The 23,504-nt window shown below is 73.6% G+C and carries 22 protein-coding genes; 8 read left to right on the forward strand and 14 right to left on the reverse strand.

Going from position 1 to position 23,504, the window contains the following annotated elements; genetic code table 11:
• Positions 1–161 precede the first annotated feature (161 nt).
• From ACFYU9_RS09325 to ACFYU9_RS09350, 6 genes are all read right to left on the reverse strand, one after another.
• Positions 162–1,409, reverse strand: a complete 1,248-nt coding sequence (locus tag ACFYU9_RS09325) for a peptidoglycan-binding protein (protein ID WP_389343909.1) — start codon at positions 1,407–1,409, stop codon at positions 162–164.
• Between the two features lie 152 nt (positions 1,410–1,561).
• Positions 1,562–2,047 (reverse strand): GNAT family N-acetyltransferase, encoded by a 486-nt coding sequence (locus tag ACFYU9_RS09330; protein WP_389343911.1) that lies wholly within the window; start codon positions 2,045–2,047, stop codon positions 1,562–1,564.
• A gap of 29 nt (positions 2,048–2,076) precedes the next feature.
• On the reverse strand, positions 2,077–2,403 hold the full coding sequence (locus ACFYU9_RS09335; RefSeq protein WP_389205707.1) for an antibiotic biosynthesis monooxygenase family protein: 327 nt from the start codon (positions 2,401–2,403) through the stop codon (positions 2,077–2,079).
• Between the two features lie 30 nt (positions 2,404–2,433).
• Entirely contained in the window at positions 2,434–3,108 is a 675-nt protein-coding gene (locus ACFYU9_RS09340; RefSeq protein ID WP_389205705.1) for an O-methyltransferase, read from the reverse strand.
• 272 nt (positions 3,109–3,380) lie between these two features.
• Positions 3,381–4,526 carry a DUF2330 domain-containing protein gene (locus ACFYU9_RS09345; protein ID WP_389343913.1) on the reverse strand — a complete coding sequence of 382 codons (1,146 nt, stop codon included), beginning with the start codon at positions 4,524–4,526 and terminating at the stop codon, positions 3,381–3,383.
• Between the two features lie 149 nt (positions 4,527–4,675).
• Positions 4,676–5,932: a cytochrome P450 gene (locus ACFYU9_RS09350; RefSeq protein WP_389205701.1), complete on the reverse strand. Its 1,257-nt coding sequence runs from the start codon at positions 5,930–5,932 to the stop codon at positions 4,676–4,678.
• A gap of 263 nt (positions 5,933–6,195) precedes the next feature.
• Here ACFYU9_RS09350 and ACFYU9_RS09355 point away from each other — a divergent pair, with 263 nt between their 5' ends.
• The gene (locus tag ACFYU9_RS09355; RefSeq protein ID WP_389205699.1) at positions 6,196–7,365 is read left to right on the forward strand and encodes a steroid 3-ketoacyl-CoA thiolase; all 1,170 of its coding nucleotides are present in this window, start codon (positions 6,196–6,198) and stop codon (positions 7,363–7,365) included.
• Between the two features lie 156 nt (positions 7,366–7,521).
• On the opposite strand, the gene ACFYU9_RS09360 is transcribed toward ACFYU9_RS09355, so the two are convergent.
• From ACFYU9_RS09360 to ACFYU9_RS09390, 7 genes are all read right to left on the reverse strand, one after another.
• Complete coding sequence (locus tag ACFYU9_RS09360; protein ID WP_389205697.1) at positions 7,522–7,923, reverse strand: transglycosylase SLT domain-containing protein; 402 nt, start codon at positions 7,921–7,923, stop codon at positions 7,522–7,524.
• A 311-nt stretch (positions 7,924–8,234) separates the two neighbouring features.
• Positions 8,235–9,104 carry an ECF transporter S component gene (locus ACFYU9_RS09365; RefSeq protein WP_389343915.1) on the reverse strand — a complete coding sequence of 290 codons (870 nt, stop codon included), beginning with the start codon at positions 9,102–9,104 and terminating at the stop codon, positions 8,235–8,237.
• Positions 9,101–10,900 carry an ABC transporter ATP-binding protein gene (locus ACFYU9_RS09370; protein ID WP_389343918.1) on the reverse strand — a complete coding sequence of 600 codons (1,800 nt, stop codon included), beginning with the start codon at positions 10,898–10,900 and terminating at the stop codon, positions 9,101–9,103. Before ACFYU9_RS09370 ends, ACFYU9_RS09365 begins: the two co-directional genes overlap by 4 nt.
• Positions 10,897–11,991: a CbiQ family ECF transporter T component gene (locus ACFYU9_RS09375; RefSeq protein WP_389343921.1), complete on the reverse strand. Its 1,095-nt coding sequence runs from the start codon at positions 11,989–11,991 to the stop codon at positions 10,897–10,899. The genes ACFYU9_RS09370 and ACFYU9_RS09375 overlap by 4 nt, the downstream gene beginning before the upstream one ends.
• Positions 11,991–12,620 (reverse strand): SCO2322 family protein, encoded by a 630-nt coding sequence (locus tag ACFYU9_RS09380; RefSeq protein WP_389344152.1) that lies wholly within the window; start codon positions 12,618–12,620, stop codon positions 11,991–11,993. Before ACFYU9_RS09380 ends, ACFYU9_RS09375 begins: the two co-directional genes overlap by 1 nt.
• Before the next feature lie 50 nt (positions 12,621–12,670).
• A complete protein-coding gene (locus ACFYU9_RS09385; protein ID WP_389344154.1) occupies positions 12,671–13,933 on the reverse strand; it encodes a prenyltransferase/squalene oxidase repeat-containing protein in 1,263 nt (420 codons plus the stop codon).
• Positions 13,934–14,420: 487 nt separating this feature from the next.
• Positions 14,421–15,467: an MBL fold metallo-hydrolase gene (locus ACFYU9_RS09390; RefSeq protein WP_389205689.1), complete on the reverse strand. Its 1,047-nt coding sequence runs from the start codon at positions 15,465–15,467 to the stop codon at positions 14,421–14,423.
• A 179-nt stretch (positions 15,468–15,646) separates the two neighbouring features.
• Between ACFYU9_RS09390 and ACFYU9_RS09395 the strand changes: the two genes are divergently transcribed.
• The 3 genes from ACFYU9_RS09395 (at position 15,647) to ACFYU9_RS09405 (ending at position 17,987) form a co-directional block, all read left to right on the forward strand.
• Positions 15,647–17,119, forward strand: coding sequence for an aldehyde dehydrogenase (locus tag ACFYU9_RS09395; protein WP_389343924.1), 1,473 nt, complete (start codon positions 15,647–15,649; stop codon positions 17,117–17,119).
• Positions 17,119–17,352, forward strand: coding sequence for a ferredoxin (locus ACFYU9_RS09400; RefSeq protein WP_389205685.1), 234 nt, complete (start codon positions 17,119–17,121; stop codon positions 17,350–17,352). The genes ACFYU9_RS09395 and ACFYU9_RS09400 overlap by 1 nt, the downstream gene beginning before the upstream one ends.
• A gap of 95 nt (positions 17,353–17,447) precedes the next feature.
• Complete coding sequence (locus ACFYU9_RS09405) at positions 17,448–17,987, forward strand: hypothetical protein (protein WP_389343927.1); 540 nt, start codon at positions 17,448–17,450, stop codon at positions 17,985–17,987.
• Positions 17,988–18,022: 35 nt separating this feature from the next.
• On the opposite strand, the gene ACFYU9_RS09410 is transcribed toward ACFYU9_RS09405, so the two are convergent.
• On the reverse strand, positions 18,023–18,661 hold the full coding sequence (locus tag ACFYU9_RS09410) for a TetR family transcriptional regulator (RefSeq protein WP_389205681.1): 639 nt from the start codon (positions 18,659–18,661) through the stop codon (positions 18,023–18,025).
• A gap of 265 nt (positions 18,662–18,926) precedes the next feature.
• Between ACFYU9_RS09410 and ACFYU9_RS09415 the strand changes: the two genes are divergently transcribed.
• The 4 genes from ACFYU9_RS09415 (at position 18,927) to ACFYU9_RS09430 (ending at position 23,264) form a co-directional block, all read left to right on the forward strand.
• Positions 18,927–20,261 (forward strand): glycosyltransferase family 4 protein, encoded by a 1,335-nt coding sequence (locus ACFYU9_RS09415; protein ID WP_389205679.1) that lies wholly within the window; start codon positions 18,927–18,929, stop codon positions 20,259–20,261.
• Positions 20,262–20,409: 148 nt separating this feature from the next.
• Positions 20,410–21,171 (forward strand): class I SAM-dependent methyltransferase, encoded by a 762-nt coding sequence (locus tag ACFYU9_RS09420; RefSeq protein ID WP_389205677.1) that lies wholly within the window; start codon positions 20,410–20,412, stop codon positions 21,169–21,171.
• 8 nt (positions 21,172–21,179) lie between these two features.
• A complete protein-coding gene (locus tag ACFYU9_RS09425; RefSeq protein ID WP_389206721.1) occupies positions 21,180–22,238 on the forward strand; it encodes a prenyltransferase in 1,059 nt (352 codons plus the stop codon).
• A gap of 138 nt (positions 22,239–22,376) precedes the next feature.
• Positions 22,377–23,264: a DUF2690 domain-containing protein gene (locus ACFYU9_RS09430; protein ID WP_389343929.1), complete on the forward strand. Its 888-nt coding sequence runs from the start codon at positions 22,377–22,379 to the stop codon at positions 23,262–23,264.
• The last annotated feature ends 240 nt before the right edge of the window (positions 23,265–23,504 follow it).

Raw genomic sequence — 23,504 nt, forward strand, 5'->3', positions numbered from 1 at the left:
GAAAGGGTACGAAGCGGTCCCGCCCGCCGGTCAGGGAGTGCGAGCGGGGCCACTTTGTTTCTCAACGATACAAAACGCGGGGCCGAACCCGCCACCCCCGTCCGCATCGCGGACCCCGCCCCTCCGCCGCGGCCGGGGTCAGGGGCCGGTCCGGGCCGGGTCTACTGGTCGTTCCCCTGGCTGCTCGTCATCCGTTCCAGCTCGCGCCGCGTGGTCGGCCCGTACACGCCGCTCGGGTCCTCGGTGATGTCCATGTACGACTGGAAGACCTCCACGCCGTGCCGGACCCGCTTGCCGTACCGCCCGTCCATCGAGCCGCTGTAGAGCCCGATCTGGTTCAGCCGCCACTGCAGGTCCTCCACCGCCGGCCCGGAGTCCCCCTGGCGCAGCGTCTCGGCGTCCGGTGCCCCGGTCTCGGCCGGCGCGGTCCCGCTCGCCGGCGCCGTGGCCGTCGGCGAGGCCGGCGCGGTCGGGGCGACAGGGGCCCGGGTGGTGGCCGTGCGGGTGGCCTTCGGCGACGGCGAGGCGGAGGCCGGGGTCCGGCTCGCGGTCGGGGACGCGGAGGTGGACGCCGAGGAGGAGGGAGTGGTGGTCGGCGCCTCGGACACGGCGAGGTTCAGGGACGCGCTCGTGGTGACCGTCGGGACGTCGGCCCGGTCCTCGGTCTGGTCGTCGCCGCCGATCAGCACGGTCGCGAGGACCGCGGTGCCGACGACCGCCGCCGCGACCACGCCCGCGACCAGGGCCGCCCGGCCCGGGCCGCGGCCCTTCTCCCCGTGGCCGTCGGGGGCGTACGCGAGGGTGTGCGCGGGCTCGTAGGCGCCGGCGCTCTCGTACGCGCCCTGGGGCTCGGGCGGGTAGGTGCCCTCGGGTTGGTAGGCGTTCTCGGGGGCGTGAGCGTTCTGGGGTGCGTGAGCGCTTTGGGGCGCGTAGGCGCTCTCGGGGGCGTACGCGCTCTCGGGGGCGTACGCGCTCTCGGGGACGGGCGCGTGCCCGGGCGCGTACGGGTTCGCCGCCGACCCGGTCTCGTACCCGGCAACCGCCGGCCCGGTCTCGTACCCCTGCCCGTACCCGGTCCCGTACCCGTCCGCGTACGCGCTCGCGGGCGCGGTCCCGTACCCCCCGGTCGGATGCACCGCCTCCGCGCGCACCTGCACCGGCGGCTGCGTCGGCAGCTCGGTGACGGCGCCCGGCGGCATCTCCGGCGGCAGCGGTCCGGCCGGCGGCAGCGGAGGCACCGGCGTCATCAGCGCCGTGTCGTCGTCCGGTGCGCCCAGTGACACGTACGGCCGGATGCGCAGTGGATCGAAGTCCTCGGCCGCGGCCAGTGCGGCGGCCTGCGCCTGCGTGCGTTCGCAGGCGCAGCCGGGTCTGTGCGCACCGCACTCAGGACATGCGTTTCCGGACATCGTTGGAGCCCCTCCCCAGTCAACTGCGAGCGATTATGCAGCCCGCCCGACACGGTGAGGTGAACGCCTGTGCCCCGGAGTGCTTTATAACGGGTGATACCGGGGCGGAGTGGGTGACAGGGTGGCCGGGCGACCGGGTGACACCGGGGCGGTCAGAGCTCCTTGCCGTACCAGATCTCCATGTACGGACCCGTGCAGTACGCCGGGATCTCCTCGTACCCGTTGCGCGTGTACAGCGCCCGTGCCTCCACCAGGTCCAGACGCGTGTTCAGCACCGTCCGCTTGGCGCCGAGCTCGCGCGCCGCGTCCTCCAGGCCGCGAATGAGCAGGTCGGCCCCGCCCGTGCCGCGGAACGCCGGGCGGATGAAGACCCGTGTCAGCTCCGCCCGTTCGGCGTCGAGCAGCACGATCCCGCCGCAGGCCGCCGGCTCGCCGTCGCGCCGGCCGACGAGGAAGGCGCCGGTCGGCGGGGCGAGCAGGTCGAGCCCGTCGTCGATCATGTCGTCGTCGTACTCGTCCTCGCGCAGGACCCGGCCGAAGTAGCGGCCCGCGACATCGCCGTAGTAGTCGCGGCGCAGGGCGGTGGCGTCCGGGGTGTCGAAGCGCTCGGGAGTGATGATCCAGGTCATGCGCGCCATTCTCGGCGCGCATGACCCGGTCGCGCAGCTCAGTTCTTCGGCGACGCCTGCTGCACGACCTCGAACGACCACAGCGTGGAGCCGGTCGCGGCGGGCTTCGGCCGCTCGCCGGCGCCCTCGCCGCCGCCCTGGTGAGCCTCCTTCATGGAGCCGCTCATCCAGTTCTGGAAGTCCTCCTCGCTGCGCCAGCGCGTGTACACGAGGTACTGGTCGGTGCCCTCCAGGGGGCGCAGCAGCTCGAACCACTCGAAGCCGTCCGAGCCCTCGACGGCCCCGGCGCGGGAGGCGAAGCGCTGCTCCAGGACCTCGCGCTGCTCGGCCGGGACGGTCAGGGCGTTGATCTTCACGATGCTCATGCGGGAAGCATAGGCCGCGGGTCGCGGGCCCTATCCGACGACGCGGGCCACGAGCATGCCGTCGTAGCCCTTCGTGCCCACGGTCTGGAACGCGGTGGCGTCCAACCTCGGCTCGCGGGCGATCAGTTCGAACATCTCGCGGGTCGCGGTGACCGCCGGGTCGTCCGGGTCCGGGGTGGCGACGCGGCCCTCGCGGACCACGTTGTCGACGACGAGGAGGGTGCCCGGGCGGGAGAGCTTGAGGGCCCAGGTGACGTAGTGCGGGTTGTTGACCTTGTCGGCGTCGACGAAGACGAAGTCGAAGGGGCCGGCGCCCTCCTGTTCGAGGAGCGGGAGGGTGTCGAGGGCGGCGCCCGTGCGCACCTCGACGATCTTGTCGAGGCCGGCGCGGGCGAGGTTGGCGCGGGCCACGTCGGCGTGGACGGGGGAGTACTCGAGGGTGACGAGGCGGCCGTCGGCGGGCAGGGCGCGGGCCAGCCAGATGGTGCTGTAGCCGCCGAGGGTGCCGATCTCCAGGACGTTCCTGGCGCCCTGCGCGGCGACCAGGAGGTGGAGCAGCTTGCCCTGGTTGGGGGCGACGGCGATCTCGGGGAGGCCGGCGGCGGTGGAGTCGGCGAGGGCGGCGGTCAGGGCCTCGTCGGCGGGGGCGAGCAGATCGGTGAGGTAGCGGTCGACTGCGGTCCAGCGCGCGTGGTCGTTGCTCATGCGGCCGAACGTACACCCGGCGGGGGCCGCGCCGACCGGACCCGGTGGGCATGTGGCCGAACGTCGCCCCGGCCCCACGCGGGCGTACGTAGCCCGGTCTCACGTGGTCGTACGTAACCCGGCCCCCGGCCCCGGCCTCACGTGGCCGAACGTCGCCCCGGCCTCACGTGGGCGTACGTACCCCAGCCTCACGTGGCCGTACGTACCTCCGGCCCCCGGCCCCGTACGCGTGCCCGGCCCCGCTCCCCGGCCCCCAGTCCCGGCCCCGGTGCTCACACGGCCGCGGGTGTGCCCGGACCGGGCCGTCCCGTCCGTGCCCGCGCCCGGGTCCGTACCCGGGCCGCCGTGAGCGCGCCGGCCGTGAGCAGCACGAGTCCGCCGCCCACGGTGAGCAGCCACACCGGGACGCCGCCGGCGACCGTCCACAGCCGGTCGTGCCAGATGACCACGCGGTACGGGGTGTCGGCGGCGGCGCGGACCAGTTCGTGGTCGCCGTCGATGCGGGCCGGTTCCGGGAAGGACTGGTCGACCGCGGTGAGGAACACCGGTCCCGGGCCGGCGAGTCGGGCCAGTTCGCCGCCCTTGGTCGGGGTGACGGCGCCCGCGAAGAGGACCTCGGGCCGGTTGCCGCCGATGGCGTCGCGCGGTTCCATGCGGTGGCCGGCGAGCACGTACAGGCCGAGCGACTGCGGGGTCTTCGCGAGCCGGGAGAGCCGCATCGGGTAGACGGGGCGGTCGTTGGCGAAGCGGATCCGGATCGGGTCGAGCGCGCCGTAGAGCTTCTGGCCGGCCTGCTCGGGGGCGAGGCGCACGGCCACGTACTCCCACTTCCGCTCGACGTACGGCCGGAGTTCGCCGGAGAGCCGGTCGGAGAGCTCGAAGCCGTTGCGGTGCAGCCAGTCGCCGAGCGCGTCCGGGTCGGTGGCGGTGAGCCGGGCGACGTCGAAGGGGCCGAGCCGTTCGCGGCCGAGGACGCCGACGCCCGGGCCGCGGGCGCCCGGCGGGGCGGCGCCCACCAGGGCGTCGCCGTCGCCCGTGGTGAAGGGCCAGTCGGAGCCGCGCGGCCAGAAGTACTCGCGGTCGCGGTGCTCGGGCGCGGTGAGCCCGTCGAGTTCGGTGAAGAGGTCGGGGTCGCCGAGGGCGACGTCGGCACGGTGCGGCACGGGCATGATCCAGGCGGCCTGTTCGGCGTCGCCGTGCACGGTGAAGCGCATGACGATCTCCTCGGCTCGCGCGCGCTCGTCCCAGCGCACGACCGAGGTCTCCCGGTCGACGCCGAGCCGCGCCATCCTGTTGGTGACCATGGCGCCGCAGCCGCACGCGTACGCCGGCGCGACGAGCGAGCCGAGCTGGAGCGTGAGCAGTGCGACGAGTACGGCCAGAACGCGCGCCGTCAGGTTTCTCCGTGTCCCCCGCATGCCTGCTCGGACGCGCGAACGGACCTCCCGGTTCCGCCCGCGCGCCCCATCCCGATCGGGTGGGCGGCCCCGTTCGGTCAGCTCATCCCGCCCACGGGTCCCATCCCGTCCGGTCACCCCATCCCGTCCGGTCACCCCACCCCGTCCCGTCACCCCACCCTGACCTGCAGCTCCTTGATCCCGTTCAGCCAGGCCGCCCGCAGCCGGCGCGGCTCGCCCGCGAGTGTCAGGTCGGGCAGTTCGTCGGCGAGTGCCTCGAAGATCAGCTCGATCTCCTTGACGGCGAGGGACTTGCCGAGGCAGAAGTGCGGTCCGCCGCCGCCGAAGCCGAGGTGCGGGTTGGGGTCGCGGGTGATGTCGAAGGTCTCGGGGTTCTCGAAGACCTCCGGGTCGTTGTTGGCGGAGGAGTAGAAGAGGCCGACGCGGTCGCCGCGGCGGATCTTCTGGCCGCCGAGTTCGGTGTCCTGGGTGGCGGTGCGCTGGAAGGAGACGACCGGGGTGGCCCAGCGGACGATCTCCTCGGCGGTGGTGGCGGGCCGCTCCCGCTTGTAGAGCTCCCACTGCTCGGGGTGGGTGAGGAAGGCGTGCATGCCGTGGCTGATGGCGTTGCGGGTGGTCTCGTTGCCGGCGACGGCGAGCAGCAGCACGAAGAAGCCGAACTCGTCGGAGGAGAGGTTGCCCTGGCCCTCGGCGGCGACGAGCTGGGACACGATGTCCTTGGCCGGGCACTGCTTGCGGGCGGCGGCGAGGTTCATGGAGTAGCCGATGAGCTCCATGGCGGCCTCGGCGCCGATCTCCTCGGTGATGGCGTACTCGGGGTCGTCGTACGCGACCATCTTGTTCGACCAGTCGAAGATCCGGGCCCGGTCCTCCTGCGGCACGCCGATGAGTTCGGCGATGGCCTGGAGCGGCAGTTCGACGGCGACGCGGGTGACGAAGTCGAAGGCGCCGTCGCTTCCCGCGGCGGCCCGCGCCTCGGTGACGATGGCGCGGGCGCGGTCGCGCAGGGCGGTCTCCAGGCTGCGGACGGCGCGCGGGGTGAAGCCGCGCTGGACGATCTGGCGGACCCGGCTGTGCTCGGGCGGGTCCATGTTGAGCATGATCAGCTTCTGGACCTCGATCTGGTCCCGGGTGATGTGCTCGTTGAAGCGGATGACGGCGGTGTTCTCCTGGGAGGAGAACAACTCCGGGTGCGTGGACACGTACTTGACGTCGGCGTGGCGGGTCACGGCCCAGTAGCCCTCGTCGGCGAAGCCGGTGACGCCGGGGGGCTGGGCGCACCACCAGACGGGGGCGGTCTGCCGCAGCTTCGCGAACTCCGGGTGGGGGACGCGGGATTGGAGGAGGTCGGGGTCGGTGGCGTCGAACCCTTCGGAGACCCCGGCGGCGAGGTGGGGGCAGCGCATCGGCAACACACTCCAGATACCGGAAATCTGATGGTCCATCAGAAGTTGGGTTGCCGGAAAGGTAGTAACGAGTTCTACAAGTGGCAAGGCGCGCGGCGGGAACTGTTGCGTCCCGGACCCTTGCGTACCGGCGGTAGCAGTCATAAGACTGCATTCGGAACTAGAACACGTACTAGTTCTCGTCAGTTCAGCACCCGTTCCACGTGACCCGTCGACCGGCGAGGGTGCCGGGACACCCGCCCGGGCGAGGAGAGGACGAGCTCATGGCCGCGGAACCCGTCATCGTCGAAGCCGTACGCACCCCCATCGGCAAGCGCGGAGGCGCGCTCGCCAACCTCCACCCCGCCTATCTCCTCGGCGAGACCTACCGCGAGCTCCTCGGCCGCACCGGCATCCACGCCGACTGCGTCGAGCAGATCGTCGGCGGCACGGTCACGCACGCCGGCGAACAGTCCATGAACCCCGCCCGCACCGCCTGGCTCGCCATGGGCCTGCCCTACGAGACCGCCGCCACCACCGTCGACTGCCAGTGCGGCTCCTCGCAGCAGGCCAGTCACATGGTCGCCAACATGGTCGCGGCCGGCGTCATCGACATCGGCATCTCCTGCGGCGTCGAGGCCATGTCCCGGGTCCCGCTCGGCTCCGGCTCCAAGCACGGGCCCGGCAAGCCCTTCCCGGACGAGTGGAACGTCGACCTGCCCAACCAGTTCGAGGCCGCCGAGCGCATTGCCCGCCGCCGCGGCCTCACCCGCGAGCGCGTCGACTCCCTCGGCCTGCTCTCCCAGGAGCGCGCCGCCGTCGCCTGGTCCGAGGAACGCTTCAAGCGCGAGACCTTCGCCGTCCAGGTGCCGACCACCGAGGAGGAGCAGCACGCCGGGCAGGGCATGTGGCGGCTCGTCGACCGCGACGAGGGGCTGCGCGACACCACCATGGAGGGCCTCGCCCGGCTCAAGCCGGTCATGCCCACCGCCGTCCACACCGCCGGCAACGCCTCCCAGATCTCCGACGGCGCCTGCGCGATCATGTGGGCCTCCAAGCGCATGGCCCGCGCCCTCAAGCTGCGGCCGCGCGCCCGGATCGTCGCCCAGGCCCTGGTCGGCGCCGACCCGCACTACCACCTCGACGGACCCGTCGACGCGACCCGGGCCGTGCTCGGCAAGGCCGGGATGTCGCTCAAGGACATCGACCTCGTCGAGATCAACGAGGCGTTCGCCTCGGTGGTGCTGAGCTGGGCGCAGGTCTTCGACCAGGACCTGGAGAAGGTCAACGTCAACGGCGGCGCCATCGCCCTCGGCCACCCCGTCGGCGCCACCGGGGCCCGGCTCATCACCACGGCGCTGCACGAGCTGGAGCGCACGGACAAGGAGTTCGCGCTGATCACGATGTGCGCGGGCGGCGCGCTGGCGACGGGCACGATCATCCAGCGGCTGTAGCCCGCCGGGGCGTCCGGTCCGTCGCGGTGCGCGGGCGCGGTGCGCGGGGGTGCGGTGCGCGGGCGCGGTGCGCGGGGGTGCGGAAACGCCGCAGGCCCCGGTTCCTCCGCTGGGGAGGACGGGGCCTTGCTGCGTCAGGCTGTGAAGCTGTTCGGCTTAGTACCAGCCGTGGGACTGCCAGAAGTCCCAGGCGGCGTTCGGGGAGCCGTAGCGCTGGTTCATGTAGTCGAGGCCCCACTTGATCTGCGTGGCGGGGTTGGTCTTCCAGTCGGAACCGGCGGAGGCCATCTTCGAGCCCGGGAGGGCCTGGACCAGGCCGTAGGCGCCCGAGGACGAGTTGGTGGCGGTGTGGTTCCAGCCGGACTCGTGCTCGACGATCTTGCTGAAGGACGCGAACTGCGCCGGCGGGACGATCTTGCGGGCGATCTCCTGCTCCGTGGCGGCCGAGGCCGTACCCGTCGTGCCCAGCACCGCGGCCGACGTGCCGACCAGCACGGCGGCGGAGACGGCGAAGGTCTTCTTGCGGGCGTTGACACGAGTGGCGATCGAGCGGAACAAAACGTCTACCTAACGTCGGGGGCAAAGGTCGCGCCGGGCGCTTTCGGCATGCCGGAACCAGGGCCCGGGAGACCCGGGAACTGGGGGGAACCGGCCTGCCGTGGTGCTCTCGGACGAGAAGTCCCGAACACCGGCTGCCTGGCGACGTCCACCAGAGAAGCAGCCCGGCGGGGCCGTGGCAACGACCCCCTGTACGAGGAGGGTTCGGAGACCCGGGGGTGCGGGGTGCCCCCGCCGCGCGCGTCCGGTCCATGACATAAGCGCAGGTCATAGACGCGTATGGGGGGATTTGGGCGGCTCGTCCCGGTCTACTATTCCGGTTCGGACGTGACGTGGGTCCTATGAGGGGCCTCACCCCGGAGGGCCCCCACGGGGGCCTCGAATGTGACCTGGGCCTCGAAGTTCGCCCGCCGCGTGGCCCGCCGCAGCGCCCTCAGCAGCGCGCCGCCCGTGGTGAGCGTGAGGACGACGGTCAGCAGCGCCCGGCCCAGGTCCCAGCCGAGCGAGGTCGCGGCCACGTACGCCACGAAGCGCACCAGGTTCTCCCGCACCGGATCGCCCGGCTGGAACGAGATCCCCTGCCCCATGCCGCCGACCGTCACCCAGCCGTACAGATTGGTGACCGTGCCGTACGCGAACGCCGCCACGAAGCCGTACGCCGCGAGCACCAGCCGCTCGCCCCGGCCCCGCAGCCCCTCCGGGCCCGCGCCCGGCAGCAGCCCCGCGCCCATCGCGAACCAGCCCATCGCCAGCATCTGCGTCGGCAGCCACGGCCCCACCCCGCCCGTGAGCAGCGCCGACGCGAACATCGTCACCGCGCCCAGCACGAAGCCGAAGCCCGGGCCGAGCACCCGGCCGCTCAGCACCATCAGGAAGAACATCGGCTCCAGGCCCGCCGTCCCCGCCCCGATCGGCCGCAGCGCCGCCCCCACGGCGGCCAGCACGCCCAGCATCGCCACCGCCTTCGCGTCCATCCCGCAGTCGGCGATCGTCGCCACGACCACGGCGATGAGCAGCGGCAGCATCAGCGCGAAGAACCACGGCGCGTCGGCGGCGTGGTCCGTCAGCGCGGAGCCCGCGTCGGCGAAGAGGGGCCAGCCGATGGCGATCAGCCCGACGACGGAGACCAGGACGAGGGCGGCCACCGAGCGGGGCCCGAGCCGGATGGGACGCGTGTTCATGCGCGCATCGCCTCCTCCACCTGCTCCACCGTGAGCCACGGCTGCGGCGCCAGGATCTTCGCCACCTGCGGCGAGAACGCCGGCGACGACACCACCACCTCGGCCGTCGGCCCGTCCGCCACCACCTCGCCGCCGGCCACGACCACGACCCGGTCCGCCAGCTCCGCCGCCAGCTCCACGTCATGCGTGGCCAGCACGATCGCGTGGCCCCGCGCGGCCAGCGAGCGCAGATGGGTGACCAGGCGCGCCTTCGCCGCGTAGTCCAGGCCACGGGTCGGCTCGTCGAGGAGGAGGAGCGGCGGGCGCGCGGTCAGCACGACGGCGAGCGCGAGCGCGAGGCGCTGGCCCTCGGACAGGTCGCGGGGGTGCGTCCCGTCCGCCACGCCCGGCAGCAGCTCGGACACCAGGGCCCGGCAGCTCCCGGGCGCGGCGCCCGCGTCCTGGTCGGCCGCCGCGCACTCGGCGGCGACGGTGTCCGCGTACAGCAGGTCCCGGGGCTCCTGCGGCACGAGCCCCACCTGCCGGATCAGCGCCCGAGGGTCGGTGGCGTGCGGGGCCAGCCCGGCGACCCGTACGGTCCCGCCGGTCGGCGCGATCATCCCGACGACCGTCCCGAGGAGCGTCGACTTGCCGGCGCCGTTGCGGCCCATGAGCGCGACGGTCTCGCCGGGGCGGACGTGGAGGTCGACGCGGCGGAGGGCCTCGACGCGGCCGCGGCGGACGGCGAGACGGTCGACGGAGAGGAGGGGGGCGGTGGGGTCGGGCGCGGGGGCGGTGCGGCGCCGTCGGAACAGGGAGATTCCCCCACCCCGCCCCTTCCCGGAACCAGGGGCTCCGCCCCCGGACCCCCGCGCCTCAAACGCCGGCGGGGCTGGATTTTCCGCCGCGCTGCGGAGAGAACCCGCCGCAGGCGCAACCGGACCCGCAGGCGCACCCGCACCCGCAGACGCAACCGGATCCGCAGCTGCACCGGCACCCGCGCCCGGCGTCCGCCCCGCCAGCCGTTCCTTCAGCGGACCCGCCGCCCTCCTCGCATCCCGCACCGTCAGCGGCAGCGGGTCCCAGCCCGCCACGCGGCCCAGTGCCACCACCGGCGGGTGCACCGGCGAGACGGCCATGATCTGGGCCGGCGGGCCGATCGCCGCCTCCGGGAGGAGCAGCACCTGGTCCGCGTACTGCACGACCCGCTCCAGGCGGTGCTCCGCCATGAGCACCGTCGTGCCGAGGTCGTGGACGAGGCGCTGGAGCACGGCCAGCACGTCCTCCGCCGCCGACGGGTCGAGCGCCGACGTCGGCTCGTCGAGCACGAGGACCTTCGGGTGCGGGGTGAGGACGGAGCCGATGGCGACGCGCTGCTGCTGGCCGCCGGAGAGGGTGGAGATCGGCCGGTCGCGCAGTTCCGCGAGGCCGAGCAGGTCGAGGGTCTCCTCCACGCGGCGGCGCATGACGGCGGGGGCGAGGCCGAGGGACTCCATGCCGTAGGCGAGCTCGTCCTCGACGGTGTCGGTGACGAAGTGGGCGAGCGGGTCCTGGCCGACGGTGCCGACGAGGTCGGCCAGCTCGCGCGGCGGATGCGTCCGGGTGTCGCGCCCGTCGACCGTGACGCGGCCGCGCAGGGTGCCGCCGGTGAAGTGGGGGACGAGCCCGCAGACGGCGCCGAGCAGGGTCGACTTGCCGACGCCGGACGGGCCGACGAGGAGGACCAGCTCTCCCTCGGGCACGACGAGGTCCACGTCCTTCAGCGTGGGCTCGGCCGCGCCGTCGTACGTCACGGAGACGTTCTCGAAGCGGATCAACGCGAGGACTCCTTCGGTACGGGGGCCACGAACGCGGGCAGCAGACCGATCAGCACGGACAGCGCCGGCCACACCGGCAGCTCCGGGGCTTGAAGGGGGACGACCCCGGGGTGCAGGGCCGCCGGGGCCACCGACCCCGCCCGGATCATCGCCACCGCCACGGCGATGCCCGAACCGGCGACGAGCCAGGCCCGGAGGCCCCACCGGTCGGGCCGGTAGCGGGTACGGGCGGCCCGGCGTCCGCCGAGCCGCAGGCCCGCGAAGGCCGCGACGAGCCCGGCGGCGAGCAGCGGCAGCCCGTAACCCGCGCCCTCCGCGGCGAGCAGCCCGTACGAGCCGGCGCACACGCCGAGCAGCCCGCCGAGGGTGAGCACGTTGGTGGTGCGCCGGACGGCGGGCGGGACCTTGGCCGTGCGTCCGTAGCCGCGCGCGTCCATGGACGCGGCGACGGCCACCGACCGCTCCAGGGCGCCTTCGAGCACGGGCAGGCCGATCTGGAGGAGGGCCCGGACGCCGCCCGTGGGGCGGCCGCGCAGCCGGCGGGCGGTGCGCAGCCGCAGCACGTCGGCGACGAGGTTCGGGGCGAAGGTCAGGGCGACGACCACGGCGACCCCGGCCTCGTACAGCGCGCCCGGCAGCGACTTGAGCAGCCGCGCTGGGTTGGCGAGGGCGTTCGCCGCGCCGACGCAGATGAGCAGGGCGGCCAGCTTCAGGCCGTCGTACACGGCGAAGACGACCTGCTCGGCGGTGACCCGGCCGCCGATCCGGATGCCCTGCGCCCAGTCGGGCAGCGGCAGCTCGGGCAGCGTGAACAGGAGCGTCGAACCCGGGATCGGCGAGCCGAGGACCAGCGAGAAGGCGACCCGCAGGGCCACGACGAACAGCCCCAGCTTGACGAAGGCGCCGTACGAGCGGGCCCACGGCGCGTCGGTACGGCGGGCCGCCACGACATAGCCGGCGACGCCGACGACCAGGCCGAGCAGCAGCGGGTTGGTGGTGCGGGAGGCGGCCACGGCCAGGCCGAGCGCCCAGAGCCACCAGGCGCCGGGGTGCAGGGCGTTGGAACGGTTCGCCTCCGGAGCGGCGAGCATCACGGCCGGCGGCGGCGGGCCTGCCAGACGCCGGCGGCGCCGAGCAGCAGCACGGCGGCCCCGCCCGCGACGAGCCCGACGGACGGACCGCCCGAGGAGCCGCCGCCGGCCGCGGCGGGCCGGGGACCGGCGGTGCCGGCGGGCTTCGCCGGTTCCCGCGACGCCACCTGCTCACCGCAGCCCCGCGCCGGGTAGCCCGATATCCCGCACAGCAGCGCGTTCGTGTCGTACCGCAGCGGCTTGGCGACCTCCGCCAGCGCCTCCGCCGCCGTGGCGTCCTCGCGGATCAGCGGGCAGCCGACCCGGAGCACCTTCGCCGGCGGGGTCTCGCCGGGCGGGGCGTCCGCCGGGCCGCCGAAGTCGACGACGACCGCGACCCGCTTGGTGCCCGGCTTCTTCTCCACACCCGCGCAGACCGACGCGAAGTCGGGGGCGGCGGAGGGCTTCGAGGCGTCGTTCGAGTCCTGGCTGATCGCGAAGCGGAAGCCGATCGCGTCGCCGTCGGCGGGCCGGGCGGTGGCCGGGCCCTGGGTGGCGTAGGCCCAGCCGCCGCCCTTGCCCCCGCTCTCCCAGAAGGACCAGTAGCGGTAGCCGGCGGCCTCGGCGGGCGCGGCGGCCGCGCCGAACATCAGGAGGGCGGCCGCGCCCACCGCGAGCCTGCGGCCGAGGCGACGAAGGGTCACTTCTTGCGGCCGCTCAGGAGGAAGCCGATGCCGACGCCGACGACCATGCCGATGCCGATGATCCACCACACGTCGAAGCCGCCCTCGTCGTCCGCGCCCGCGGACGCCTCCGAGTTGTCGGGGGCCTTGGGGGCCGGGCCGGTGGCGTTGAGCTGCTCGATCAGGTCGGTGGTGCCGAAGCTGCGCGGGTCGGTGTCCATGGCGTGCGCGGCGAAGACGAGCTGGGCGTACGCGGCGGGCCCGTTGGTCTTGGCCCAGGGCGCCGAGTTCTTCTCCAGCCAGGCGAGGGCGCCGGTGGCCTCCTTCTTCGCCCCGGCGGCGGCGAGCGCGACGACGGCGTCGGCGGTGTTGCCGTAGTCGGGCAGCTCGGCGGTCTCGGCGGCGCCGGGCAGCGGCGGGGTGGAGAGGTGCGGGTTCTTGCCGAGCTGGGCGGCGAGCCAGGCGGCGCCGTTGCGGGCGGCCCGGTCGGGCGCCGGCCTGGCGGCGTCGGTGCAGACCGGGTGCTGCTCGGGGGCGGCGCCGCGCGCGGTGATGCCCTTGCCGAGGCCGGCGAGGGTGGCGGCGGCCGTCGCGTCGGCGTTGGCGAGGAGCTTGCCGGTCTTGTCGGGCTGGTAGGCGAAGGCTCCCGCGCCGCCGTCCTTCACCGTCCCGCCCGTGCAGGGCAGCGCGAAGGTGAGGAGGGCGTCGTACGGGGTCCGGCCGGCGGCGGACCGCACCTCGGCGGGCCGGACGCCGGAGGCGGCGAAGGAACCGATGACGAGGGAGGTGGAGTTGGCGTCGCTGGGGGCGCCGGGGTTGTAGCTCCAGCCGCCGTCCTTGTTCTGCACGCTCTTCAGCCAGGCGGCGCCGTCCTTCGCGGCCTGCGCGGTCTTCGCCGGGTCGGCGGACTGGCGGGCCACGGCCCCGAGCGCCTGGACGGCGGCCGCGGTGGCGTTGGTGTCGAGCACGGTCGTCGCGTCGCAGGGCTTGGCGGGCTCGGCGCGGTACGAGGCGAAGGCGCCGTCGGCGCACTGCTGGCCCAGCAGCCAGGTCACGGCCTGGTCGGCGGGCTGGATGCCGGAGGTGCGCTGGGCGAGGAAGGCGAGCGACTGGCGCCAGACGCCGTCGTAGGTGGGGTCGCCCGTGCCGTAGAGACCGGCGGGGATCTTCACCGGGGCGGGGGAGGGCGTCGGCGCGGTCGCGGCGGCGGCCACTCCTGCGGCGGTGGTGCTGAGCACGGCACCGGCCGCGAGTGCGGCGGCGGCGCGGCGAACGCTGATCATGGGTCCCTCTCCTGCGGGCACCGGACACCGGCACCCGAGGAGGAGCCGGCCTCCGGCGCCGTGTTCCTCGACGGTGCCGGCGCTCATGTCCCGTACAGGGCATCCCGGCTCACCACCGGTGACGGCGGCTCACGGCACGGGGTGTCCCCGGCCCGCGCGGAGCGCTGGGCGCGGGGAAGGGTCAGTGCCGGACTGCCACCGGCTTCCCCCTGTACAGGCATGACGACGGCCGCCGAGTCTACCGGCCGGCCCGTCCGCCCTCCCGGAGCCGTACGTCACACCGCCCCGCTCACAGCGGCACGTACGGCACCGCCTCGCTCGGGCGCCCGCTCACACCGTCATGTACCGCACCGGCCTGCTCAGGCCGGCCCGCGCTCACACCGCCACGTACCGCACCGCTCAGACCGGCCGACGCTCACACCGCCACGTACCGCACCACTCAGACCGGCCGACGCTCACAGCGCCGCGTACCGCACCGCCCCGCTCACACCGCCACGTACCGCACCGGCTCCGTCCCCGCCACCGGCTCCGCGCGGCCCAGCTTCACCAGGCGCCGCACATGGGCCTCGGCCTCGCTGACGGCGATGCTGCGGGAGCCGTGCGGGATGCGGTCCCAGGGGCGGTTCCACTCCATGCGCTCGGCGAGCTGCCACGGCGTGAGCGGGGTGGCGAGCAGGTCCAGCAGGTCCGTGAGCCGGGCCTCGTGGTGGACGAGGAGTTCGCGGACGCGGCCGGCGGCGTCGGCGAAGGCGTGCTGGTGGGCGGGGAGCACCTCGGCGACGCCGAGGCGGCCGATGCGTTCGAGGGAGGCGAGGTAGTCGCCGAGGGGGTCGGTGACGGTGTCGGCGTCGGGGTCCTCGTAGAGGCCGATGTGCGGGCTGATGCCGGGCAGCAGGTGGTCGCCGGAGAAGAGCCGGCCGTGGCCGGGCAGGCCGGCCGGGTGTTCCTCCTCCAGGTGGAGGCAGACGTGGCCGGGGGTGTGGCCCGGGGTCCAGACGGCGCGGAGCCGGCGGCCGGCCAGGTCGAGGAGTTCGCCGGGCACGATCTCGCGGTCGGGCAGGGCGGAGCGCAGCCCGGGCAGGGTGCGCGTGCGGCCGTGGCGGGCGGCGAGCAGCGGGGCGGTGTGCTCCTCGGGGGCGCCGACGGCTTCGAGCTTGCGGGCCAGGTAGTCGAGCCAGGTGCCGGGCTCGGCCCCGCGGGTGCGGCGGACGACGGCGATGTCGGCGGCGTGCATGGCGATCCACGCGCCGGACTCCTCCCGCACCCGGCCGGACAGGCCGTGGTGGTCGGGATGGTGGTGGGTGACGACGACACCGTGCACGTCGGCGACGGCGAGGCCGAGCTCGCCGAGTCCGCCGGAGAGTTCGGCCCAGGACTCGGGGTCGTCCCAGCCGGTGTCGACGAGGACGGGCCCGCGGTCGGTGTCGACGACGTGGACCAGGGTGTGGCCGAGCGGGTTGTCCGGGATCGGCACCCGCAGGGACCAGACGCCGCCGCCGTGCTCGGTCACTCGCGCGGTCTCCTGCGTCATGAGCGTCCTCATCTCTCCGTACGGGTACGGCACCTGCCCGGCCATTGCCGATGATAACTAGAACTGGTATCAGTTCTGAGGCATCGTCAGAAATCAGTGAAGCCAGATACGCGAAACAGTCACGCGAGACAGACACACGAGACAGACAGACGGCGGCGGGTTCCGGGAGGCAGTCGGTCATGACCGAGCTTGTGGAGCACGGAAAACTGTTCATCGGCGGCGAGTTGACCGATCCCCTCGGCGGTGACGTCATCGAGGTGGTCTCCCCGCACACCGAGGAGGTCATCGGCCGGGTCCCGCACGCCTCCGGCGCCGACGTCGACCGGGCCGTCGCCGCCGCGCGCCGGGCCTTCGACGAGGGGCCGTGGCCGCGGCTGACGCTGGAGGAGCGGATCGAGGTCGTCGGCCGGATCAAGGACGCGATCGCGGTGCGGCACGAGGAGATCGCGCGCTCGATCAGCGCGCAGAACGGCTCCCCGTACTCCTGGTCCGTCCTCGCCCAGGCACTCGGCGCGATGATGGTGTGGGACTCGGCGATCACGGTCGCGCGCCAGTACGCCTACGAGGAGCGGCGGGCCGGTGTCCTCGGGCCGCTGCTCGTGCGGCGCGAGCCGGTCGGCGTGGTCGCCGCCGTCGTGCCGTGGAACGTGCCGCAGTTCACCGCCGCCGCCAAGCTCGGCCCGGCGCTCCTCGCCGGCTGCACGGTGATCCTCAAGCCGTCGCCGGAGTCGCCGCTCGACTCCTACATCCTCGGCGAGATCGCGGCCGAGGCCGGGCTGCCCGAGGGCGTCCTGTCGATCCTCCCCGCCGACCGCGAGGTCAGCGAGTACCTCGTCGGGCACCCGGGCGTCGACAAGGTCTCCTTCACCGGCTCGGTCGCGGCCGGCAAGCGCGTGATGGAGGTCGCCGCCCGCAACCTCACCCGCGTCACCCTCGAACTCGGCGGCAAGTCCGCGGCCGTCGTCCTGCCCGACGCCGACCTGGCGGCGGCGGTCGCCGGCATCGTCCCGGCGGCCTGGATGAACAACGGCCAGGCGTGCGTCGCCCAGACCCGCATCCTCGTCCCGCGCTCCCGCTACGAGGAGACCGCCGAGGCGTTCGCGGCGGCCGCGGGCGCCCTCGTGGTCGGCGACCCGCTCGACCCGGCCACCCAGGTCGGCCCGCTCGTCGCCCGCCGCCAGCAGCATCGCTCCCTCGACTACATCGCCGTCGGCCAGGCCGAGGGCGCCAAGGTCCTCACCGGCGGCGGCCGCCCGGCGGGCCTGGACCGCGGCTGGTACGTCGAACCGACCCTCTTCGGCGGCGTCGACAACTCCATGCGGATCGCCCGCGAGGAGATCTTCGGCCCGGTCATCTGCCTCCTGCCGTACGGCGACGAGGCCGACGCGCTGCGCATCGCCGACGACTCCGACTACGGGCTCTCCGGCAGCGTCTGGACCGGCGACGTCGAGCGCGGCATCGACTTCGCCCGCAAGGTCCGCACCGGCACCTTCAACGTCAACACCTTCAGCCTCGACATGCTCGGCCCCTTCGGCGGCTACAAGAACTCCGGCCTGGGACGGGAGTTCGGCCCCGAGGGCCTCTCCGAGTACCTGGAGCACAAGATGATCCACCTCCCGGCCGGCTACGAGGGCCCGGGGAGTGGTGCCTGATGGGCGACCGCTGGCACGTCGAGGTCGACCGCACCGTCTGCATCGGCTCCGGCATGTGCGTCAACCACGCCCCCGACGGCTTCCGCCTCGACACCGCCCGCCAGGCCCACCCGCGCGACGCGGAGTCCGACGCGAACGAGAAGGTCCTCGCGGCGGCGGAGGGCTGCCCGGTGGAGGCGATCACGATCACCCTCGCGGACGGCGGGGAGCCGGTCTTCCCGCCCGAGGACTAGGACCGCGGGAAGTCGGAGGACGGGTTCCCTTATGCAAAACTACTCCCTTGGTCACGGGGGCAAGGGGCCTTCGTGCGCACGTATTTGGGAGAGTTGTGCGCAAGGCGAATTGGGTGGCCGCGGCCGCCGGCGTGGTGCTGCTGGTCGCGGGCTGCGGAAGCAACGGCGGCTCGGACAACGGCGGTTCGGGCAAGGGCAAGACGTCCGTCACGTCCGGCGGTTCGACCGGCGGCGGTTCGGAGACGGGCGGTGGCGACCTGACGGCCGATGCCGTGAAGAAGGAGATCGAGACCGCGGCCACCGGCGCCGGTTTCACGCAGGACGCCTCCGGCGACAAGGTGCCGGCCGGTACGGAGCAGTGCATGGTCATGTGGACCGCCGACTCCGCGAAGGCCGCCGACCAGAAGAAGTCCTACAAGGAGACCGTCACCGCCCTCGGCCAGGCCGGCTGGAGCATCGACAAGAACTTCGAGCAGAGCGGCTCGACCATCAAGACCCTCAGCAAGGGCACCTGGCTGCTCAAGGCCAGCGACCACAGCATGGGCATGCTGAAGATGGACATGTTCATCGCCACCGACGCCAAGCCCGAGTGCGAGGCCGCGCTCAAGGCCGCCGGTCCGCAGAAGACCCCCTGACGCCGGATCCCCGGGCGCCCGCCCGCCGCGAGGCGTCAGCCGCGCCCGCGCACCCCGGGGTGCGCGGGCCCGGCGCCCGGCGCCGTCAGGTCGATCAGCCGGCACACCGTCTCGATGTCGATCTTCACCTGGGCGATCGACGCCCGCCCCGACAGCCAGGTGATCAGCGCCGAGTGCCAGGTGTGCTCGATCACCCGCACCGCCGACAGCTGCTCCGGCGTCGGATGCTCCGCCCCCATCGCGTCCAGGATGATCGCGGTCGTCAGCCGTGACACCGTGTCGACCTCGGGGCTCACGCTCCGGTCCGCGAACGTCAGCGCCCGCACCATCGCGTCCGCGAGCTGCGGCTCGCGCTGCAGCGCCCGGAAGGCCCGCATCAGCGTCTCCGCCACCCGTTCGGCCGGGTCCGCGCCCGCCGGCGGGCGCTTGCGCAGCGTGGTGTGCATGTGCTGGAGCTGGTCCTGCATGGTGGCGACCAGCAGATGGATCTTCGATGGGAAGTAGCGGTAGAGCGTGCCGAGCGCGACCCCGGCCGCCTCCGCGACCTCGCGCATCTGGACGGCGTCGAAACCGCCCCGCCCGGCGAGCTGCGCACTGGCGTGCAGGATGCGCCGGCGGCGGGCCTCCTGGCGCTCTGTCAGGGGCGGTGACGCAGGTCTGGCTTCCGCGGTCATGGGTCCCGTTCCGTGCGGTGTCCGAGCTGGATTCCGTGCCGTGTCCGTGCAGGTTTCCGGGCGACTGCCCGGGCGACCGTCCGGATGCTGAAGGGGCGACAGTATGGCGGGTCGGCGGTGGTGGCGCGAATCACCCGACGTGCCTCTCGCGGCCGAGCTACCGACCGGTAGATTCAGTGCTCCTCGCAGGATCGATCTGTAACTTGTTCTAGGTTAGCGCGGGCGGTTACGCTCCCGCGAAACGCACGCTCGAAGGGGGTCCACGTTGACCGCGGAAGCCATAGAGGCAAGCCCCCGGCGGGGCACCACGGGCGACGGTGACCGTCCGTTGCGGATCGCTCTCCTCACGTACAAGGGGAACCCGTTCTGCGGCGGTCAGGGCGTGTATGTCCGTCACCTCTCCCGTGAGCTGGCCCGCCTCGGCCACACCGTCGAGGTCATCGGCTCCCAGCCGTACCCGGTGCTGGACGAGGGCGAGGAGCTGCGGGGCCTGTCCCTCACCGAGATCGCCAGCCTCGACCTCTACCGCCAGCCCGACCCCTTCCGCACGCCCGCGCGCGAGGAGTACCGGGACTGGATCGACGCGCTCGAGGTCGGCACCATGTGGACCGGCGGCTTCCCCGAGCCGCTCACCTTCTCGCTCCGGGCCCGGCGCATGCTCGCCGCCCGCCGCGGCGACTTCGACGTCATCCACGACAACCAGACGCTCGGCTACGGGCTCCTCGGCGGCCCGCGCGCCCTCGGCGCCCCGCTCGTCACCACCATCCACCACCCCATCACCGTCGACCGGCAGCTCGAAATCGACGCCGCCGCCGACTGGAAGCGCCGCGCCTCCGTCCGCCGCTGGTACGCCTTCACCCGCATGCAGAAGCGGGTCGCCCGCCGGCTGCCGTCCGTCCTCACCGTCTCCGGCACCTCGCGCCAGGAGATCGTCGAGCACCTGGGCGTACGCGAGGACCGCATCCGGGTCGTCCACATCGGCGCCGACACCGAACTGTGGTCCCCGGACCCGTCCGTCGCCGAGGTCCCCGGCCGGATCGTCACCACCTCCAGCGCCGACGTCCCGCTCAAGGGCCTGGTCCACCTGATCGAGGCGCTCGCCAAACTGCGCACCGAGCGGCCCGACGCCCACCTCGTCGTCGTCGGCAAGCGCGCCGAGGACGGGCCGGTCGCCCAGGCCATCGAGCGGTACGGGCTCGACGGAGCCGTCCGCTTCGTCAAGGGCATCAGCGACGCCGAGCTCGTCGACCTCTACCGCTCGGCCCAGGTCGCCTGCGTGCCCAGCCTCTACGAGGGCTTCTCGCTGCCCGCCGCCGAGGGCATGGCCACCGGCACCCCGCTCGTCGCCACCACCGGCGGCGCGATCCCCGAGGTCGCCGGCCCCGACGGCGAGACCTGCCTCGCCGTGCCGACGGGCGACGCGGGGGCACTCGCCGCCGCGCTCGGACGGGTGCTGGGCGACCCGGGCCTGCGCGCCCGCCTCGGTCACGCGGGCCGCGAACGGGTCCTCGCCAACTTCACCTGGGCGCGCGCGGCCCAGGGGACCGCCGACCTCTACCGCGAGGCGCTCGCGCGTCAGGGTGCCGGAGCCCGCCGGTGACGCCCGAGCCGCGCGTGCCGGGTGCGGCCCGGTGGGCGGGTGCGCCCACCCTCCCCCACGCTCCCGGCCCCGCCCGGACAGGGGGGACCCCCATCGCCCTGGCGGAACGCCAGCCCACCACCTTCGTCAATCCTGAAAGCGGGACCCCGTGCTGACCGTCGACTTCACCCGCTTCCCGCTCGCCCCCGGCGACCGCGTGCTCGACCTGGGCTGCGGCGGGGGCCGGCACGCCTTCGAGTGCTACCGGCGCGGCGCCCAGGTCGTGGCCCTCGACCAGAACGGCGAGGAGATCCGCGAGGTCGCCAAGTGGTTCGCGGCCATGAAGGAGGCCGGCGAGGCCCCGGCCGGCGCGAGCGCCACCGCGATGGAGGGCGACGCGCTCAACCTGCCCTTCCCCGACGAGTCCTTCGACGTCGTCATCATCTCCGAGGTCATGGAGCACATCCCGGACGACAAGGGCGTGCTCGCCGAGATGGTCCGGGTCCTCAAGCCCGGCGGCCGGATCGCGATCACCGTCCCGCGCTACGGCCCGGAGAAGGTCTGCTGGGCGCTGTCCGACGAGTACCACGAGGTCGAGGGCGGCCACATCCGCATCTACAAGGCCGACGAGCTCCTCGCCCGGATCCGCGAGGCCGGCCTGCGGCCCTACGGCACCCACCACGCCCACGCCCTGCACGCGCCGTACTGGTGGCTCAAGTGCGCCTTCGGCGTGGACAACGACAAGGCGCTGCCGGTCCGCGCGTACCACAAGCTCCTGGTCTGGGACATCATGAAGAAGCCCGCCGTGACCCGGATCGCCGAGCAGCTGCTCAACCCGGTCGTCGGCAAGAGCTTCGTCGCCTACGCCACCAAGCCCCACCTGCCGAAGGCCGACGCCGCCGCGGACGCCGCGAAGGCAGCGGCCCGGTGACCGAGCGGATGGCGGAGCACCTGGTACTCCCCGGCGTCCTGACCGCCGAGCAGGCCGCCGAGACGGTCGCGGGCATCCTCGCCGCCCAGCGCGCGGACGGCGCCATACCGTGGTTCCGCGGTCACCACCTCGACCCGTGGGACCACACCGAGGCCGCGATGGCCCTGGACACGGCCGGCGAGCACGAGGCCGCCCGGCGTGCGTACGAGTGGCTGGCCCGGCACCAGAACGCCGACGGCTCCTGGTACGCGGCCTACCAGGACGGCGACCCGGACGACGTCACCGACCGCGGTCTGGAGTCCAACTTCGTCGCGTACGTCGCCGTCGGCGTCTGGCACCACTACCTGTCGACGGGCGACGACGCCTTCCTCGACCGCATGTGGCCCGTCGTCTACGCGGCCGTCGAGTTCGTCCTCGGGCTCCAGCAGCCCGGCGGGCAGATCGGCTGGAAGCGCGAGGCCGACGGCACGCCGGTCACCGACGCGCTGCTGACCGGCAGTTCGTCGGTCCACCAGGCGCTGCGCTGCGCGCTCGCCATCGCAGACGAGCGCGAGGAGCCGCAGCCCGACTGGGAGTTGGCGGCCGGCGCGCTCGGCCACGCGATCCGCAGCCATCCGGAGCGCTTCCTCGACAAGTCCCGCTACTCGATGGACTGGTACTACCCGGTCCTCGGCGGCGCGGTGACCGGCGCGGCGGCGAAGGAGCGGATCGAGGAGCTGTGGGACGACTTCGTCGTGCCCGGCCTCGGCGTGCGCTGCGTGCTGCCCAACCCCTGGGTCACCGGCGGCGAGAGCTGCGAACTCGCGCTCACGCTCTGGGTGATGGGGGAGTCGGACCGGGCGCTGGAGATCCTCCAGGCGATCCAGCACCTGCGGGCCGACAACGGCAACTACTGGACCGGGTACGTCTTCGAGGGCAACCGGGCCGTCTGGCCGGAGGAGCAGACCACCTGGACGGCGGGCTCGCTGCTGCTCGCGGTGGCGGCGCTCGGCGGCGAGGAGGCGACGGTCGCGGTCTTCGGTGGCGAGCGGCTGCCGCGGGGTCTGGAACCGGACTGCTGTAAGTGACAGTTGTAGGTGGTCGTTACACGTGTTTGGGGCGGCCACCCTTGTGCACGATGCACAAAATCGGCCACTCGGCCGGTGGCTGAAAGAGCCCCGTACGGACCCCTAATATGTGCGTGTTCATGGCAGGCATGAACACGCATGACAGGAGTACCGGTCAACATGGACCGTGCGGGGTCGGTCAAGGACCTGGCGAGCGAACTGCTCGCGCTGAAGAAGGCGTCGGGATCGAGCTTCGCGCAGCTCAGCGAGAAAACCCACTACGCGAAGTCCTCGTGGGAGCGCTGGGTCAACGGCAAGCAGTTCCCGCCGCGTGACGCCGTCGAGAGCCTGGCCCGGCTCTGCGAGACGGACCCGGAGCCGCTGCTCGCGCTCTGGGACGAGGAGGAGGCCCGGCGCACCGCCCCCGAGCCGGAGCCCGGGCCGCAGGCCGAGGGACCGGAGGCCGAGGGGCCGGAGGCCGTGGGGACCCCGGAGGCCGCGCCGGAGCCGGAGGAGGCCCCGCGCAAGCGCCGCCGGCCCCTCTGGGCCGCGCTCGGCCTCGCCGCGCTCCTCACGGCCGGCGCCGGCACGTACGCGGTCGTCGCCCACACCGGCGACCCCGCGCCGCCCAAGCCCAAGCCGGTCGTGAAGGTCGCGGGCCCGGCCACCGGCTGCACGCTCACCGGGTGCGAGGGCAAGGACCCGAAGAAGATGAACTGCGGCGCCGACGCGGTCACCGTCCGCACCGGCTCCATCCCCAAGGACCTCGTCATCGAGCTGCGCTACAGCCGCGCCTGCAAGGCCGCCTGGGGCCGCATCACCTTCGCCGAGATCGGCGCCACCGTCGTCGTCAACAACTCCGACGGCGCCGCCCAGGCCGATGTCGTCCACTACGACCGCGACGTCTACACGCCGCTGATCGCGGCCCCGGACGACGGTTCGGTCTGGGTCTGCTCGGCCCTGCCGAAGAAGCCCGGCAAGGACAGCGTGCCCACCTGCACGGGCCGCTACATCCCGAGCCAGGAGAAGGACGCCCAGCAGCCCTGAGCGACGGAACCGGCGGGTCCCGGTGCACCCCTGTCGCACCGGGCCCCGCCCATCCGTTGAGGCGAATGCCCCCGCGAGATCAATGATCATGCGCGGGGCCGGCCCCCGTATTGGAAAAAACCGCAGCCGGCCGCGGACGCCCGCGGACTCGCCGCCGGCGATCGCGGCCGAACGAAGGCTCGCGACCGCGGCCGTACGAAGGCCCGCCCACGTGGGACGGCGGCCGTACGAAGGCCTGCG

The sequence above is a fragment of the Streptomyces sp. NPDC004327 genome (assembly GCF_042873935.1).
Classification (GTDB): domain Bacteria; phylum Actinomycetota; class Actinomycetes; order Streptomycetales; family Streptomycetaceae; genus Streptomyces.